Genomic DNA, 17,591 nt, shown 5'->3' on the forward strand with positions numbered 1-17,591 from the left:
GACAACTAAGCGGCCAGGTCTCCATCTCTTCAGGAGTGGGGCGCCTGGCCGCTTCCGTGTGTATCCACTCAACATATGAACTGCGCGCAACTGGTTGTGTATCCGAATCGACAGATTATGCATTCGGACCATGAGCCGAGCCCAGAATCCGATGCAATGGTGTAGCGCACATCACAGGGGCCTTCGGGTGGCCCTGCGACTCACAGATTGTCTACGAGGGAGTAGCCGTGCAAGAACAGAACTCTGATCCGGGCACGCCGGCAAAGACGCGGAACAAGAAGTCCCGCAAACCGGCATCCAATAGGAAGTTCCTGTGGATCTGGACTCCGATCCTGGCGATCACTTTGGTGATCATTATCGGTGCCAACGTGGCATTGAACGTTTTCCATAACTGGGTCGCCTCTCAACTGGGCACCGGCACATGGGAAGTGACGAACACCGAAGAGGCTGAAGACTGGGATCTCGAGTACAACAAAGCCGCCTATGACTCACTTGAGGACGCTCATGGTGCCGCCTCAGATCTTGTTGAGCAGATAGCCGCGGATGGCATCACCTTGCTGAAGAACTCCGATGACGCTCTTCCCATCACCGCGGGCAGCGTCACCCTGTTCGGCCGTACTTCCGCCGAGCCCGTCTACGGAGGTTCCGGCTCCGGCTCTGTGGATGCCTCCACAGCCGTTGATGTGCGCGGCGGTCTTGAACACGCCGGATTCCAGATCAATGAGACGGTCTACGAAGAGCTGACAGAATTCGCTGACGACGCTCCGCGGACCCGCATCGTGATGGACGAGCCTGATCAGTCTGAGTACGCGGTGGGGGAGATGCCCGCCGGAAACTACTCCGACGAGGCAGTCGACTCCTTCCAGGAGTACAACGACGCCGCCATCGTAGTCTTCGGACGCGGCGGAGGCGAGGGCGGCGACCTGGCTACCGATATGGAGGGCTGGGACGAGAACTACTTCGAAGGTCAGCACGAACTGATGCTCAACGTTGACGAACAGGACACGCTCGAGCTCGCCCAGGACAACTTTGACACCGTGGTCGTCATCATCAACTCCTCGAACATTATGGAGCTGGGAGATCTGGAGAACGACGACGACGTCGACGCGATTCTCTGGACAGGCGCCCCTGGCGAAACCGGGTTCAACGCCCTCGGAGGTATCCTCACCGGTGATATCAGCCCATCAGGACGGACCGTAGACCTGTGGGCCAGCGATTTCACCGCCGACCCCAGTTTCGCGAACTTCGGCCGCTGGGAGTACACCAATATCGATGAGTCGAACGCGTCCACTCTGCAGCAGCCCAACCACGCCGCCATGGAAAACGGCGCGTTCTTCGTAGAGCTCGAAGAAGGGATTTACAACGGCTATCGATTCTATGAAACAGCAGCCCAGGAGGGTTTCCTCGACTACGAGGAGACTGTGGTCTACCCGTTCGGCTACGGACTGAGCTACACCACTTTTGAGTGGGACCTAGTGAACGCCACCGAACCTGAGCTCGACGGCATTTTCCAAGCCGAAGTGGAGGTGACGAACACCGGCGGTGTCCCCGGCAGTGACGTTGTCCAGCTCTACTACACCGCCCCCTACACGCCCGGTGGTGTGGAAAAGGCATACGTCGAACTAGGTGACTTCGCCAAAACAGGGCTCCTGGAACCCGGCGAATCCGAGACAGTGACTCTAGAGCTGGCTGTTGAAGACATGGCCTCCTACGACTACCAGGATGCTGAAGCCTGGGTGCTGGACGAAGGCACCTATGAGTTGAAAATCCAAACAGACTCCCACTCCTTGGCTGAGGGCATTGACCCCATTGACTTCGACGTCGCAGAGACAGCGGTGTTCGGCCAAGACACCCCACGTGCAGGTGATGAGCAGGCCGCCACCAACAGGTTCGACGAAGTCTCTCAACACTTCTCTGGCGACCCCGATGGTGAAGGCGCCCACCTGATGAGCCGCGAAGACTTCGGTGCAACATTCCCGACAGCACCAGACGAGGCCGATCAGGAGGCCGCCGACTACATCATCGAGGGCTACCAGCACTACGACGCCGAGGCAGCCGCGGAGGCTTCCGAGGCCGAGATGCCCACCACCGGTGCGGACAACGGTTTGACGCTTATTGACATGCGCGGCCTTGACTATGACGACCCACAGTGGGCCGAGCTGCTGGATCAGTTAGAAGTTGACGACATGACAGACATGCTGCTCAACGGCGCCTACAACACTGAGGCGCTGCCATCGATCGCGAAACCGCGGACTGACGACATTGACGGCCCGCACGGGTTCACCTCGTTCATCAACGACGACTTCAAGGGTGCCGCCTACCCTTCAGCCCCGCTGATCGCCGCGACCTGGAACAAGGACCTCGTCTACCAGATGGGCGAAATGATGGGTGAGGAAGCACTGCAGATGGGTGTCTCCGGATGGTACGCCCCCGGTGTGAACCTCCACCGCAGCCCGTTCGCCGGACGCAATTTCGAGTACTTCTCTGAGGACCCCACTATTTCCGGAGTTCTGGGAGCTGAAGTGGTCTCCGGCGCAGCATCCCGCGGTCTGTATGCCTACACCAAGCACTTTGCGATGAATGATCAGGAAAACGGCCGTGTCGACAACGGCATTGCGACATGGGCTGATGAGCAGACCATGCGCGAGATTTACCTGAAGCCCTTCGAGATGATCGTCAAGGAGGCCTCGGCCCCCATGACCTACATCGCTGACGACGACGGCAATCACGCCGAAACAGAGATCGGCTCAACAGCCATGATGAGCTCCTTCAACCGGATCGGAGCCACCTGGGCCGGCGGATACCCGGAACTGCTGGATGACGTGCTCCGTGACGAATGGGGTTTCCGCGGCGTCGTGATCACGGACTTCAACCTCTACGGATTCATGTCCCCGGATCAGTCCATCGCCGCAGGCACCGACCACCAGCTGGTGTTCGCTCCGATGAAGAGCTTTGAGGACACCGACAGTGCTGAAGCCGTGAGCAACATCAGGAACGCAACCCATAATGTGCTCTACACAGTGGCGAACTCCAACGCCATGAACGGACTGGGCCCCGACGCTGAAGTGAGTTACACGCCCGCCGCTTGGGAGATCATTCGCTGGGTTGTCACCGCTGTGCTGGGGCTGCTCTGGGTTGTCGGACTCGTATGGGTCATCCGCAGGGTGCGAAACCACCAGACCTCATCCGATAGGGCAGGTGCCTAGGTTATGACCCAAAGCCTCACCCCATTAGAGAAAGCTGCGCTGCTCAGCGGAGAAAACGTTTGGCAGACTCGCGCCGTGCCGCGTGCCGGCATTCGGGAGATTTTCCTCTCGGATGGGCCTCACGGTATCCGCAAACAGGGCGGCTCTGGAGACCATCTGGGTCTGCACTCATCAGAGCCCGCCACCTGTTTCCCTCCGGCGGCAACAATCGCCAACAGCTGGGATCCCCAGCTGGGGGAGAAGATTGGCGCTGCCATCGGGGCAGAAGCTGTGGCCCTCGGGGTAGATGTTGTGCTTGGGCCAGGTCTGAACATCAAACGGTCTCCGCTGTGCGGGAGGAACTTCGAGTACTTCTCTGAAGATCCGCGAGTTTCCGGTGCCTTCGCAGCAGCCTATGTCCGTGGCATCCAATCCGCTGGTGTGGCCGCATGCCCCAAGCACTTCGCTGCCAATAGTCAAGAGACCCGGCGGATGGTCACAGACTCTGTGGTGGATGAGCGGACATTGCGTGAGATATACCTGACCGGATTTGAGATGGCGGTCAGGGAAGCCGGGCCCAAGGCCATCATGTCCAGCTACAACAAGGTCAATGGGTACTACGCTCACGAAAACCCCTGGCTTCTGACCCAGGTGCTGCGGGAAGAGTGGGGCTTTGACGGCGTCGTCGTCTCCGACTGGGGCGGGAGCAACGACGCCGTGGCGGCCATCCGCGCCGGAGGCACTCTGGAAATGCCCGCCCCTGGGTGGGATTCCGTTCTGCAGATTCTCACTGCTCTAGAAGACGGAAGCCTCAGCGAAGACGACCTCACCTCGAGAGCCCAAGAAATCGCTGACCTTGCCCGTAGTCTTCCGGACAAGCAGGATCGGGGCACCTTCGATACGCAGGCTCACCATGCCCTGGCGCGCCGAGCCGCGGGTGAGTCGGCTGTGCTGCTCAAGAATGAGGCCGACACCCTGCCACTTGCACTGGGCACCCGCACGGCAGTGATAGGTGACTTCGCGCTGACGCCCCGTTATCAAGGCGCAGGTTCGTCGCTGGTAAACCCCACCCGCCTGGTCACGGGTGTTGAAGCGACTCAACGCTCTGGGCTTGATGTGATCGGTGTAGCGCAGGGATTTGTCCGCAACGGCGTCCACGACCCAGCGCTCGTGGCTGAAGCAGTCGCACTGGCGGAAAGAGCCGAACAGGTAGTGCTGTGGCTCGGCCTTGACGAAATCAGCGAATCCGAAGGGTTGGATCGGCCACATCTGGACCTACCTGCCAACCAGCTCCGGCTCCTGAGCGAACTGGCACAGGGTGAGACCCCAATAGTGGTGGTCCTCTCCGGAGGCTCGGCGGTCGACGTGAAGTGGATGGGCGATGCCCAGGCTGTGCTGCACGGCTACCTCTGCGGCCAGGCCGGCGCCGAAGGAATCCTCGACGTGCTGACCGGTGAAGTCAACCCGTCAGGTCGGCTGGCCGAGACATATCCGCAGCGCATCGAACACACCCCCACGGCCGGCCGCTTTCCCGAGACCGGTTCCCGTGTGGACTATCTGGAAGGCCCTCTGGTGGGGTACCGCTGGTACTTGAGCGCCGGAATCGACACGGCACTGCCCTTTGGTTACGGGCTGAGCTACACCACCTTTGAGTACTCAAACCTGACCGTCGACGACGCCGGGGCCCACTTCACCCTGACGAACACCGGTGATAGGGCCGGGGCTGAAGTAGCCCAGTTGTATGTGCATAGGCGGAGCCCGTCCGGTGTCCTGCGGCCAGTGCGTGAACTCGCAGGCTTCGCCAAAGTTCAGTTACAAGCGGGTGAGAATCGCCGTGTCCACATCCCCTTTGACCAATACACATTCCGTCATTGGGACGCCAGCAGCGGAAGCTGGGAGACCGAATCAGGCCAGTGGCAGCTCCACGTGGGGGCCAACGCGGAGGACATTCGTGTGCAGGCGAACTACAACCTCGGCGGAACAGTCGGCGCCGGAACAGGTGCAGAGACTCAGTTGCGCGAGCTCGTTGACACCGTACTGAGCGCCTCGGCTGGTGAATCAGCGCGGGCTCAGTCCGGCACACATAGTGTCGGCGGCTCCCCCAAGCGGCGGCGTCGGGAGATCAACCTCAACGACCCGCTCATGGAGCTGTCCGAGGCACGTAGCCCATTGGCCCGCCTGGCGGCGACAGCGCTGCGGCGACTTCTTACTCGGGCGGAAGCCAAAGGTAGACCAGACCTGAACCTGCTGTTCCTCAGTGGCATGCCGATTCGAGACCTCGCCAAAATGAGCGGAGGCGCGATGAACCTCGAGATGGCCCAACAGTTGTTGCGGCTCGTCAACGGCCGTCACGTGGCAGGGCTGAGCGGCATGCTGCGCAGTGGTCTGAGGTACCGCAGCTACACCCGACGCACCAGAGAGCAATTCCGCAGCCTCTCCGTCCAGAACCCCACACAGTCCAGAGCCGAGGAGATTCGCTCATGACGCCAGGGACTGACCAGCGCTCCACGGCTCAAGATCCACGGACGTTCTGGCAACGCTGCAAAGACCGATGGTTGGACTTCTACGAACGTCACACCACATGGGCGCAGTTCATCATGTTCTTTGTTATCAGCAACGGGGTCACCGCCCTGCAGCTGGCGCTGATGCCGATCTTCCGCTGGATTTTCAGCTACACCGACCTCGTGGACCGCGACTTCCAAGTTCTGGGAGTAGGCGAAAACCCCGACGGTTCAACGTTCTACATCTTCGACTATCCCGGCGGCGGCTTCTCAGACGGCGGCGCCGGCGGCCTCGGCTACTTCATGGCGGTGCAGATCACTATTCTCATCGCCCAGGTCATCAACTTCTTCGCTCAACGCAGCGTGACGTTCAGGTCAAACACCAGCATCTGGTGGGCAGCCATGTGGTACGGCATCGCCTATGTCATCATCACCTTTGCAGCAGCCGCAGCCCAAGGCTTCTACCGCGCGCCCATGTACGAATTCTTCATCACCACCCTGGATTGGGGCTCTACGGGAGAGACAACGGCAGATGTGATGACCATGGTTATCAATGCGGCAATTCAGTTCTGGGTCTTCTTCCCCATCTTCAAGCTCATCTTCAGGCGCGTCCCCGAAGAGGACACTGAGAGCTCAGAGGATATGATCAAAAACAACCCTGCCGCGCCAGCTGCAGCGGTCGCCGCCGCACCTGCCGAGCGCCAGAACGCAGCAGCTAGTGACGAAGCCGCCGGAGAGGGGAAGAGACGAGGAACGCAGTGAAAACCCTCAGCCTCATTGTTCCCAGCTACAACTCGGCAGACTACCTGCACCGCTGCCTCGACACCCTCATACCTCCTGATCAGGACCACGACGTTGAAGTGATTGTCGTCGACGACGGTTCCACCGATTCCACTGCGGCCATCGCCCAGCGCTTCGTGGATCGCCGACCCGACCGCTTTCGGCTGATTAGTCAGCCCAACGGAGGACACGGAGAAGCGATCAACACGGGCCTAAGCCACGCGACCGGCCAGTTCTTCAAAGTGGTCGACTCCGACGACTGGGTGGAGGAACGTGCCTACGCGAGGTTGCTGAGCGAACTGCGAAAGATCACCACGCAGGACCGCGACGTGGATATGGTCGTCAGCAACTATGTCTATGAGAAGGCGGGCCGGCGGCGTCGTGCCTCAATCCGGTATGGCAACGTCATTCCCCCAGGTAAAGACATCGGATGGGACCAGGTTGGCCGATTCCGGCCCTCACAGTATCTGTTGATGCACGCACTTACCTACCGCACCGAACTACTGCGACGTGTGCAGCTGCGACTGCCCCAGCACATGTTCTATGTGGACAATCTCTTCGCGTATATCCCCTTGGCGCATGTCCGGAAGCTGCGGTACGTGGACGTGGATTTCTATCGGTACTTCATCGGCCGTCCAGACCAGTCAGTGAATGAGAAGGTCATGATTTCCCGGCTCGACCAGCAACTGCGCATCAACCGGCTGATGATTCAACATCTTGGTGAAACCCGCCGTGCTCAGCTGCTACCCAAGCCCCTGGACCGGTATATGGTCCACTACTTAGGGATCATCACCGCAGTGTCTTCCACCATGGCGCTGCGAGGAGGCAGCCGAGAAATGCTGCAGATGAAACAACACCTGTGGAGTGACCTAAGGCGGGTGGAACCTACGCTCTACCTGCGTCTGAGACGCAGCATTGTGGGCCGTCTGGTGAACCTGCCCGGTCATTTCGGCAGGAGCGTCTCCCTCGTGGCGTATAAGACCGCCCGGTGGGCATACGGGTTCAACTGATGGGATCCCTACCTGATCTTGTGGTGGTCGGGTCAGGTCTCTTTGGGCTGACCGTCGCAGAACAAGCAGCCACTCGGTTCGGCGCCGAGGTAGTCGTGCTCGAACGCCGTGATCACCTGGGTGGAAATGCCTACTCCGAGCCCGAGCCCACGACAGGCATCGAGGTCCACCGCTACGGTGCCCATCTGTTCCACACCTCCAACCAGAGAGTCTGGGACTACGTTAACAAGTTCACCACCTTCACGGGATACACCCACAGAGTTCACACAGTGCATCAGGGTGAGGTCTACCCGATGCCGATTAACCTCGCCACCATCAACCAGTACTTTCGCTCGGCACACGGGCCCGAATCGGCTCGGCGACTGATCCGCCAGCAGGCTGAAGAAATGGCTGGACGCACACCCCAGAACCTTGATGAACAAGGCATAGCACTCATTGGCCGCCCCCTCTATGAGGCGTTTATCCGGGGATACACCGCCAAACAATGGCAAACAGACCCGACTGAACTTCCGCCCTCCATTATTCGGCGCCTCCCGGTGCGCTACACCTACGACTCCCGCTATTTCAGCGATACCTTCGAGGGGCTGCCCACCGAGGGATACGCTGCGTGGCTTCACCGGATGGCTGAGCACCCCAGGATCAGCGTTGAAGTGGGCACCGACTTCTTCGATACAAACCAGCCGCTAAACAGGGAATCACTGGTCGGGCGAGTGCCTGTGGTTTTCACTGGGGCGATCGACCGGTACTTCAACTTCAGCGCAGGTCAGCTTTCGTGGCGCACCCTGGATTTTGAACAGGAAGTTCTCAATCAGTGCGACTTTCAAGGCACCGCAGTGATGAACTACGCCGATCCCGATGTTCCATATACCCGCATACACGAGTTCCGGCACTTTCATCCTGAGCGCGAATGGTACCCCGATGACGCGACGGTCATCATGAGGGAGTTCTCCCGATCAGCCGGACGTGGAGATGAACCTTACTACCCAGTGAACACTCCTCAGGACAGGCTCCGGCTGCTGGAGTACCGCGCGATGGCCGAGGCGGAACCGCAGGTGTTCTTCGGCGGGCGGTTGGGAACCTACCAGTACTTGGACATGCATATGGCCATAGCTTCAGCTCTAGCCCTGACAGATAACACGCTTGCCGCCTTAATGAGCTAGAGCTCTATGCTCATCCGCTGCTGGGGCGTGGGTGCGGCAGCACCACAGTGAGGCTGAACCACCCCTGATCCGCAGTTACGGTGAGGCTGCCGCCGTAGACTTCCGCGATTTGGCGCATATTGGGGAGACCGTAGCCATGGTGCTGCCGGTTCGGCTTTGTGGAACGAGGAAATCCCTCATCGAAGTCCAAGGTGCCATCGAAACTGTTTTCCACCTCCGCCACTACGAAGGAGTCCCGGGCCTGCACGCTGATTCGGACCAGTCGGCGGTCTGGGTCCGCGACTCCCTTAGCCGCAAATACAGCGTTATCCAGGGCGTTGCCGAACAGTGCGGAAACATCGAGCGGTTCCATGAACTCCATTAACATTCCATGGGCCAGCGTGGTGACCTCGACCTGGTGCTCGGCAGCTTCGGCTAGCTTGGCGGTCAAGACCGCATCCAGGATGCCGTTGCCCGTCTCCACCTGTCGGTCGTAGCCGCTGATGCTCTCCTCCAGTTTGTCCAAGTAGTTCGCCTTGGAGCTGGGATCAGTCTCTGACCGGAAAGCGGTGATGTAGTGTTTGAGGTCGTGGTACTTGCGGTTGACCTCATCGATGTTGCGCTTGGATTGGAGGTACCTCTGGTGCTGAGATTGTACGAGCTGATTCATCGCCTCAACATCGCGCATCCTGCGCAACTGCTGTCGCTGAGAGTGCAGTGCGACTAAGGCGGCGTAGCCGGCCAGGTCCACCAAGGTACGAATGTAGAAGACCTCCATGCCAGTCTGGCCACTGAACGGCGTATTGGCGGTAACGAAGCTCAGATTGCTCATCAGGAACGTCACCACGGCGATCGCAGCCGCCGCCGCCAGGGCACGCTCATCCGCCCCCGGTGCTTGGCCATCTGGGAAAAGACGCCGTTCGATCCTGAACGCCATAGTGAAGCAAGCGCCGTAGATTAACCCCACGAAAGCGATGGTCACCCCGAGATAAGTGTTTTCAGGAAAGAAGAAAACGTGGAGTTGCCAGTGCAATGATGCGACTAGCTCTGCCAAAACAAACGCTCGCGCCAAGAGATAGCCGGTGTCCATCGGTGAGGTGCGGACGCCAAGGGTCAGGAAGCCGTACATCACGGCCAAAGCAGCCAGCATGCCCGGAGTCCAAAAAGCCAGCGGCAGCCGGTCAGCAATTTCGTGGACTCCGATGAGCAGCACTAGCGAGCTCGCCGCAGCCAGCGCCAGGCGCAGACCGGGCAGCCGACGCTTAAGCAGCAAAATATAGGTCAAACAGGCCGCCCACTCTGCCAGAGCAGTCAGCATTCGCGGAATGTCCGGGAGGACAGCCTCCGTCAACTTGCACCTCGCATATGCTCGGCCAGCGCGTCCATAAAGCTGCGCCGCCGAGTCCGGGATATTTGCAGTTGCTCCCCAGTCCGCATCAGACAGCGACTGTCCTGGACTCCCACAACGTGGCGCAGATTCACCAGGTAGCCGTTATTGCTGCGGAAGAACCCCTTACCGTCGAGCTCGGCCTCGAAATGCTTTAACGTACCCGTGAGTTCGTACTTTCGGTCGAGGGCGTGAATTGTGATTCGGTGCCTGTCGCTTTCCAGATACACCAGCGATGAAATCTCAACCCGAGCGCTGCCTTCTGCCGTATTGAGCATCACCGCCGCACTGGGGTAGCGGCGCAGCTCGTGAACAGCTCGACGGACCTCGTGGGAGAAGGGAAAATACTTGACCGGCTTAACGAGGTAGTTCATGGCTTGGACCTCATACCCCCGGATGGCGTGCGACGCCATATTTGTGACGAAGACGATCACTACTTCGCTGTCGAGGTTTCGGATCCGCCGTGCGGTGTCGAAACCATCTAGGCCAGGCATCTGCACATCGAGGAAAATAATGTCATAGTCAGCGCGGTAGGGCGAGGTGAACTCTACTCCGCTCGAGAAGCTGCTGATCTGGAAGCGTTCACCGTGTTCCTGCGAATACCGGTGGAGGTGCGACGCAACTATTGCACGCGGAGCTTCTTCGTCATCGACTAGCGCGACGCGGACAGCTCCCTCCACGACATAGTCCTTCCCACTGCAGCACATTAAGGTGATCCCGAGTCAGGCTACTACAGCGATAATGAGGTCATAGGCTCCGCTTCAGCAGTATTGCTCATGCGCGGTACAGTGGCGGAGATGTCGACGTGCAGGAGGATACGGGGTCATGGCAGCACATGATGAGCTCGACGGACCGTTCGAGAAGCGGTACGTCGCTTTGGGTGACTCTTTCACCGAGGGAGTGGGTGATATTGACCCGTCCAGCCCCAACGGGGTTCGTGGCTGGGCGGACCGAGTGGCCGCGCAGCTGATAGAGAATGACGACACCTGGGGATATGCCAATTTGGCGATCCGCGGCAAGAAATTCCAGCAGGTGCTGGACGAGCAGCTCGATGCGGCTCTCGCGCTCAAGCCCACCTTGGTGACGATCTACGCCGGGGGGAATGACATTCTGCGTCCGGTGGTCAACCTCGACGGAATCATGGAACGCTACCGCTGGGCACTGGAGAAACTGGTGGAGTCCGGCGCGCGCGTCGTTGTCTTCACCGGATTCGATTCAGGCAAAGCCCCGATGTTTCGAGCTACTCGCGGCAGAACCGCCATCTACAACGAGTACATCCGCAAGTTTGTCGATGACTTGGATCTGGACCTTGTGGACTTCTGGCATATGAAGCACTTCCAAGACTGGCGTTACTGGGACCCAGACAGAATGCACCTCAGCATCGAGGGTCATATTCTAATGGCCAAGGAAGTGCTCAGGGTGCTCGGGGAAAAAGACGAAATCGCTGAGCCGGAGTTGCAGGATCCGCCGGTCTCATCATTGCCGGAACGAGTCTTCGCCGAAGCCGTCTGGACGAAGGACTATCTCTACCCCTGGGTCAAGCGGCGAGTCACTCGTAAATCCTCCGGCGACCACATGACTCACAAATACCCCAAGCTCACCCATCGCATCTGGTGACCTGGACCTAGCCGAGGACTGAGGCTACGGCACCAGCGAAAATCTCGGCGGCGTCGTCGACCTGTTGCTCGCTCACGACAAGCGCGGGGATGAACCGGACCACTTCGGTCCAGGGTCCGCAGGTCAGCAGCAGCAGTCCTCGTCGCGCAGCCTCTTTCTGAATGGCTGCGGCGGTGGCCGTATCAGGGCGCCCGTCAGAGTCGGCGAACTCCACGCCGACCATAAGGCCCAGGCCGCGCACATCGACCATATGCGGGTAGTCGGCCGCGATTGTCCGCAGGGATGCCCGCAGTTGCTCGCCTCGGGCATCCGCGTTGGCCACCAGGTCTTCTTCGGCAATGACATCGAGCGTGGCCAGTGCAGCGGCGCAGGCCACCGCGTTGGCGCCATACGTTCCGCCCTGGGAACCGGGCCAGGCTTTCTCCATAATGTCGGAGCGAGCTGCAATGCCAGAGATGGGGAACCCGGAGGCGATGCCCTTGGCGAACATCTGAATGTCCGGCGTGACCGCCTGGCCTTTGCCGCGGAAGTGGTCCAGACCCCAATATTTTCCCGTGCGACCGAAGCCAGTCTGCACCTCGTCTATCACGAGCAGAATTCCGTGCTTATCTGCGCGCTCGCGGAGTCCGGCGAAGAACCTTTCATTGCCTGGCACGTAACCGCCTTCGCCGAGAACTGGTTCGACCATGAAGGCGGCAGTGTCGGCCGGGCTCGACTGCGTCTGGAGGACCAAGTCCAACTGCTTGAGGGCGAAGTCGGTCACCTGCTCCTGGTCCCATCCCAGATCGCGGTACATGGAGGGGTTGGGGAAAGGGGAAACGACGACGCCGGGCATCAGTGGTGAGAATCCAGCCTTGAATTTGGTGCCGGAGGTCGTCATCGACGCGGCAGCGACCGTGCGGCCGTGGAACCCACCTTGGAACACGATGATGTTGGGTCGGCCGGTGGCCTGGCGAGCTAGCCGGAGCGCCGCCTCGGCAGCCTCTGAGCCGGAGTTTGCAAAGAACAGCGAATCGAGGCCCTGCGGAAGTACCTCTCCGAGCTTCTCGGTGAGCTGCTGCAGCGGCTTATGCATGATGGTCGTGTACTGACCATGAATGAGGTTCCCGACCTGGCGTTGGGCGGCTTCGACGACCTTAGGGTGACAATGGCCGGTGCTTGTCACACCAATGCCTGCTGTGAAGTCAAGGTGACGGTTGCCAGCCTCATCGTAGAGGTAGACCCCTTCTCCATGGGTCGCTACCACGGGTGTCGCCTGCTTCAATTGCGGGGAAAGCTGAGCCACAAAATACTCCTGTTCGGATTGTTGACAATCTTCATCCTGGACTAGGCTACCTATCAAAGCCCGCGATGTCACAGGATGCCCAGCCACACGGAGTGACGCCCCAAGCGCTGTGACCCTTCGCATCTGCGGATAAGCCGGGCTAGTCGTCGATTATCAGGAGGAACCCCAATGACTTCAGCATCCCAGGAGCACGAAACTCGCGTGGTGGATGCCGCGCCGAAGAAGCTCTATATCAACGGTCAATGGCGCGACGCGCGTGGAGGTCGTGTGCTGAACGTGCACGACCCTTCCACCGGAAGTGTGCTGTGCACAGTGGCTGATGCCTCTCCTGAAGATGGACGGGACGCCCTTGAGGCTGCCCAGGCTGCGCAGAAGGACTTTGCTGCCATGCCTCCGCGCAAGCGTGCCGCTATCCTCATGCGCGCTTTCGAACTGATGCATGAGCGTCAGGATGATCTCGCAATGCTGATGACCCTCGAGATGGGGAAACCGCTGGCGGAGGCCGCGGGAGAAGTCGCCTATGCCGCCGAGTTCTTCAGGCACTTCGCTGAAGAGGCCACCCGGATAAGTGGCGGCTACCAGACCGCCCCGGCAGGTAACGCACGATTCGTGGTCCGAAAGGAACCGGTGGGTCCCTCCCTGCTCATCACGCCCTGGAACTTTCCGTTGGCGATGGGCACCCGCAAGATCGGTCCGGCAATAGCCGCTGGATGCACGTCAGTTCTGAAGCCTGCTGAGCTGACGCCCCTGTCCATGTTGGCCCTGGCGCAGGTTCTAGAGGACGCTGGCGCGCCTCCCGGAGTGGTCAATATTGTGGTGACATCGTCCGCGGGACAAGTGATGGAGCCGCTGATTCGGTCCGGGATCGCCCGCAAGCTCTCCTTCACAGGGTCTACTGCCGTGGGCAAGAAGCTGCTGGAACAGTGTGCCGATAAGGTGCTTCGGACGTCTATGGAGCTCGGCGGTAATGCAGCTTTCGTCGTCTTCGAAGACGCGGACCTGGACCAGGCTGTCGAAGGTGCGATGCTGGCCAAAATGCGCAACTCAGGTGAAGCCTGCACTGCTGCGAACAGGATGTTCATCCACCGCAGCGTGATCCACGAATTCTCGGAGAAGCTGGCTCAGCGCATGGGTCAGCTCAAGGTCGGACGCGGCGTCGACGAAGGCGTGCAGGTCGGACCCATGGTTGACGCCACGCAGCGCGACAAAGTCAAAGAGCTGGTCGACGACGCGGTGGGGGCAGGTGCGAAGGTGGTCGTCGGCGGCGAGACCGGCCCTGGTGAAGGGTACTTCTACCAGCCCACCGTTCTGCGGGATGTTCCACGTGAGGCACGCATGTGGACAGAGGAAATCTTTGGACCTGTGGCCCCGTTGACTCCGTTCGACGCGGAGACCGAGGTGGTCGATCTGGTCAACGACACCGAGTACGGCCTGGTGAACTACGTCTACACCAATGACCTCACTCGAGCATTGCGCGTCGCGGAGAATATCGAATCCGGCATGGTGGGTCTCAACCAAGGAGTTGTCTCCAACCCGGCCGCACCCTTCGGCGGTGTGAAGGAATCTGGCCTCGGTCGTGAGGGTGGCGACACCGGCATCGATGAGTTCCTCGAGACCAAGTACATCGGCATAGCCATGTAGGCGTAGCGCCACGCAGAGCGTCTCGGGATGTGGGGAAGTCGTCCAAAATGTGCGGCAGTTTCCAACATCCTGAGACGCTCTATGGTTGGTGAGCGTCGGGAGAGGGCTAGTGAGGGGCCGGAGGCGGCTGGTGGGCCTGGAGCCGGCGGGAATAGCCGCGTAGGCGTCGTCGTTGGAATGCCTGATAAGCAAAGTTGAGTGCGGTTGACTCAAGTCAGTTTGACAAGGGTCAGCTCAAGTTTCAGACTTGAGTCGAACTCGCTCAATGCGAGATGCAGTGCTTTGAAGAAATCCTCACGAAAGGAGCCCGAATGTCCCGCGCAGTCGGAATTGACCTCGGTACCACCAACTCAGTAGTCACCGTTCTAGAAGGCGGTGAGCCCACTGTCATCGCCAACGCTGAAGGCGCCCGCACGACCCCCTCAGTGGTCGCGTTCTCCAAGTCAGGCGAGGTGCTCGTCGGTGAAGTGGCCCGCCGTCAGGCAGTGTCCAACCCAGACCGCACCATCGCTTCAGTCAAGCGCCATATGGGCACTGACTGGGAAACCGAGATCGACGGCAAGAAGTACACGCCGCAGGAAATTTCGGCCCGAACTCTGATGAAGCTCAAGCACGACGCCGAGTCCTACCTGGGTGAGGATGTCACTGAGGCTGTCATCACCGTTCCCGCCTACTTCAACGACGCTGAGCGTCAGGCGACCAAGGAAGCCGGCGAGATTGCCGGGCTGAAGGTCTCCCGCATCGTCAATGAGCCCACGGCCGCAGCTTTGGCCTATGGTCTGGAAAAGGGCAAAGAGGACGAGCAGATTCTGGTCTTCGACCTCGGCGGCGGCACTTTCGACGTCTCCCTGCTGGAGGTTGGCAAGGATGAAGACGACTTCTCCACCATCCAGGTCCGCTCCACCTCCGGCGACAACCGGCTCGGTGGCGATGACTGGGATCAGCGCATCATCGACTGGCTCGTCGCTCAGGTCAAGCAGAAGGAAGGCGTTGACCTGTCGAAGGATAAGATCGCCGTTCCACGTCTGAAGGAAGAGGCGGAGCGGGCGAAGAAGGAACTGTCCTCCACGTCAACTGCGAACATCAACATCCCCTACGCCACTCAGCACGACGGCTCCCCAGTTCACGTCAATGAGACGCTTTCCCGCGCCAAGTTTGAGGACTTGACCTCTGATCTGCTGGACCGGACGAAGAAGCCTTTCAACGACGTCATCAAGGAAGCCGGGATCCAGATCTCGGAGATTGATCACGTGATCCTCGTGGGCGGCTCGACCCGTATGCCCGCAGTGGCCGAACTGGTCAAGCAGCTCGCGGGCAAGGAAGCCAACAAGTCCGTAAACCCGGATGAGGTGGTCGCAGTGGGCGCTGCTCTGCAGGCTGGTGTGCTTGCAGGTGAGCGCAAGGACGTGCTGCTGATTGACGTCACACCGCTGTCTCTGGGCATCGAGACCAAGGGTGGTGTGATGACCAAGCTCATCGAGCGCAACACCGCGATTCCGACCAAGAAGTCTGAGGTGTTCTCCACTGCGGAGGACAACCAGCCCTCAGTAGCCATCCAGGTGTTCCAGGGCGAGCGTGAATTCACCCGCGACAATAAGCCGCTGGGAACCTTCGAGCTGACCGGTATCGCGCCTGCACCGCGGGGCATGCCTCAGATCGAGGTGACATTCGACATCGACGCCAATGGCATCGTCCACGTCTCAGCGAAGGACAAGGGCACCAACAAGGAGCAGTCGATGACCATCACCGGTGGTACTTCCTTGGAGAAGGAAGACATCGACCGCATGGTCGCCGATGCTGAGAAGCACGCTGACGAAGACAAAAAGCGCAGGGAAGCGGCCGAGCGTCGCAACGCTGCCGAGGCTTCGGCATACTCGGTGGACAAGCTGCTGAAGGAAAATGCAGAGAAGCTCCCCGAAGAGGTCAAAAACGAAGTCCAGGCCGACGTCGATGCTCTCAAGCAAGCTTTGGAGAACACCGACAATGAGGATGAGGTCAACGCCGCATACGAGAAGCTTCAGGCTTCTCAGGTCAAGATCGGTGAAGCACTCTATGCTCAGGGTTCAGAGTCCACCCCTGGGGCTGACGAGGCACCAGCCGGTGAGGCCGGCGGTGAGGACGAGGACATCGTCGACGCCGAGGTCGTGGACGAGGACGATGACGCCGAGAAGAAGTAAGGAGTCCTAGTCAATGGCTAAGGACAAGTACAACCCTGAAGCGACAGAACCAGCTGAGCCCATCCGTTTCACCGACAAGCGTCGGTTCGATCCAGAGACGGGAGAGGCCCGCCGACCCGCTGAGGGAGAAGCCACAGCGGAGGACCGTGAAGCTGCGGCGATGGATCCCTCAGCGGATCCATTGGCGGAGGCGGAGCGGATCTTGGCTGATGCGCCGGATGAGTCGCTGGAGGTTCCTCAGGCCCATGAGGAAGCTGCGGGTGAGGACGGCGATCATGATCCGGAGCTGAACGAGGATCCCCACGTCATCGAGGATCCAGAGCTGCGCGAGGTTCCCTTCGACGAGGCAGTGGGCGGCGTCGAAACGGAGCCGGATGAGACTGTCCAGGCTGCCGAGCAGATGCTCGACGCCTCAGGATACGACCGGGAAGCGGAACTGGAAAATGATCTCCGCCGAGTGCAGGCCGAGTACGTCAACTATCGGCGACGCGTCGAGCGTGACCGTTCCATCGAGAAGGAGCGAGTCAAGGGGCAGCTGATTTCTGAGCTGATGCCCGTGCTTGATGACATCGCCGCGGCGAGGCAGGCTGGTGACCTTGAGGAGGGCCCCTTCGCTCATATCGCTAGCCGACTTGAGCAGACACTCACTCAACAGGGTCTGACCCCAGTTGGGGCGGTAGGGGAGCAGTTTGACCCCAATGAGCACGAGGCCATCATGCAGCAGCCGCATCCGGAGATCGAGGCTGACCGGATCGCCATTGTGGTTCGGGCTGGTTATCGGTTCAATGACCGGTTGCTTCGTGCCGCCCAGGTTATTGTGTCCGCAGGACCAGAATAAGCAGCAGAGAGGAGGGAGACGCCGGCCTGAA

At 59.9% G+C, this 17,591-nt stretch carries 12 protein-coding genes; 9 read left to right on the top strand and 3 right to left on the bottom strand.

Going from position 1 to position 17,591, the window contains the following annotated elements:
- Nucleotides 1-227 precede the first annotated feature (227 nt).
- From FH975_RS12680 to glf, 5 genes are read left to right on the top strand one after another with little or no spacing between them, the layout of a single operon-like run.
- Nucleotides 228-3,206 (top strand): glycoside hydrolase family 3 N-terminal domain-containing protein, encoded by a 2,979-nt coding sequence (locus tag FH975_RS12680; protein ID WP_162321671.1) that lies wholly within the window; start codon nucleotides 228-230, stop codon nucleotides 3,204-3,206.
- Nucleotides 3,207-3,209: 3 nt separating this feature from the next.
- Nucleotides 3,210-5,669 (top strand): glycoside hydrolase family 3 N-terminal domain-containing protein, encoded by a 2,460-nt coding sequence (locus FH975_RS12685; protein ID WP_162321672.1) that lies wholly within the window; start codon nucleotides 3,210-3,212, stop codon nucleotides 5,667-5,669.
- A complete protein-coding gene (locus FH975_RS12690) occupies nucleotides 5,666-6,448 on the top strand; it encodes a hypothetical protein (protein ID WP_202923240.1) in 783 nt (260 codons plus the stop codon). The genes FH975_RS12685 and FH975_RS12690 overlap by 4 nt, the downstream gene beginning before the upstream one ends.
- Nucleotides 6,445-7,476: a glycosyltransferase family 2 protein gene (locus tag FH975_RS12695; protein WP_162321673.1), complete on the top strand. Its 1,032-nt coding sequence runs from the start codon at nucleotides 6,445-6,447 to the stop codon at nucleotides 7,474-7,476. The genes FH975_RS12690 and FH975_RS12695 overlap by 4 nt, the downstream gene beginning before the upstream one ends.
- Nucleotides 7,476-8,636, top strand: a complete 1,161-nt coding sequence (gene glf, locus FH975_RS12700; RefSeq protein WP_162321674.1) for a UDP-galactopyranose mutase — start codon at nucleotides 7,476-7,478, stop codon at nucleotides 8,634-8,636. The genes FH975_RS12695 and glf overlap by 1 nt, the downstream gene beginning before the upstream one ends.
- 10 nt (nucleotides 8,637-8,646) lie before the next feature.
- On the opposite strand, the gene FH975_RS12705 is transcribed toward glf, so the two are convergent.
- Both FH975_RS12705 and FH975_RS12710 read right to left on the bottom strand, forming a co-directional pair.
- Nucleotides 8,647-9,966: an ATP-binding protein gene (locus tag FH975_RS12705; protein ID WP_162321675.1), complete on the bottom strand. Its 1,320-nt coding sequence runs from the start codon at nucleotides 9,964-9,966 to the stop codon at nucleotides 8,647-8,649.
- Nucleotides 9,963-10,682: a LytR/AlgR family response regulator transcription factor gene (locus FH975_RS12710; protein WP_162321676.1), complete on the bottom strand. Its 720-nt coding sequence runs from the start codon at nucleotides 10,680-10,682 to the stop codon at nucleotides 9,963-9,965. The genes FH975_RS12705 and FH975_RS12710 overlap by 4 nt, the downstream gene beginning before the upstream one ends.
- Nucleotides 10,683-10,827: 145 nt before the next feature.
- On the opposite strand from FH975_RS12710, the gene FH975_RS12715 reads away from it, so the two are divergent.
- Nucleotides 10,828-11,619, top strand: a complete 792-nt coding sequence (locus tag FH975_RS12715) for an SGNH/GDSL hydrolase family protein (protein ID WP_153078694.1) — start codon at nucleotides 10,828-10,830, stop codon at nucleotides 11,617-11,619.
- A gap of 7 nt (nucleotides 11,620-11,626) precedes the next feature.
- Here FH975_RS12715 and FH975_RS12720 read toward each other — a convergent pair whose 3' ends face one another.
- Entirely contained in the window at nucleotides 11,627-12,904 is a 1,278-nt protein-coding gene (locus FH975_RS12720; protein ID WP_162321677.1) for an aspartate aminotransferase family protein, read from the bottom strand.
- Nucleotides 12,905-13,072: 168 nt separating this feature from the next.
- On the opposite strand from FH975_RS12720, the gene FH975_RS12725 reads away from it, so the two are divergent.
- The 3 genes from FH975_RS12725 to FH975_RS12735 all read left to right on the top strand — a co-directional run bounded on the left by FH975_RS12725 (nucleotide 13,073) and on the right by FH975_RS12735 (nucleotide 17,560).
- Nucleotides 13,073-14,545, top strand: coding sequence for an NAD-dependent succinate-semialdehyde dehydrogenase (locus tag FH975_RS12725; RefSeq protein ID WP_162321678.1), 1,473 nt, complete (start codon nucleotides 13,073-13,075; stop codon nucleotides 14,543-14,545).
- Nucleotides 14,546-14,856: 311 nt separating this feature from the next.
- Complete coding sequence (gene dnaK, locus FH975_RS12730) at nucleotides 14,857-16,722, top strand: molecular chaperone DnaK (RefSeq protein ID WP_153078691.1); 1,866 nt, start codon at nucleotides 14,857-14,859, stop codon at nucleotides 16,720-16,722.
- A 13-nt stretch (nucleotides 16,723-16,735) separates the two neighbouring features.
- The gene (locus FH975_RS12735) at nucleotides 16,736-17,560 is read left to right on the top strand and encodes a nucleotide exchange factor GrpE (protein WP_162321679.1); all 825 of its coding nucleotides are present in this window, start codon (nucleotides 16,736-16,738) and stop codon (nucleotides 17,558-17,560) included.
- Nucleotides 17,561-17,591: the final 31 nt, after the last annotated feature.

The sequence above is a fragment of the Nesterenkonia haasae genome (assembly GCF_010119385.1).
GTDB classification, from domain to species: domain Bacteria; phylum Actinomycetota; class Actinomycetes; order Actinomycetales; family Micrococcaceae; genus Nesterenkonia; species Nesterenkonia haasae.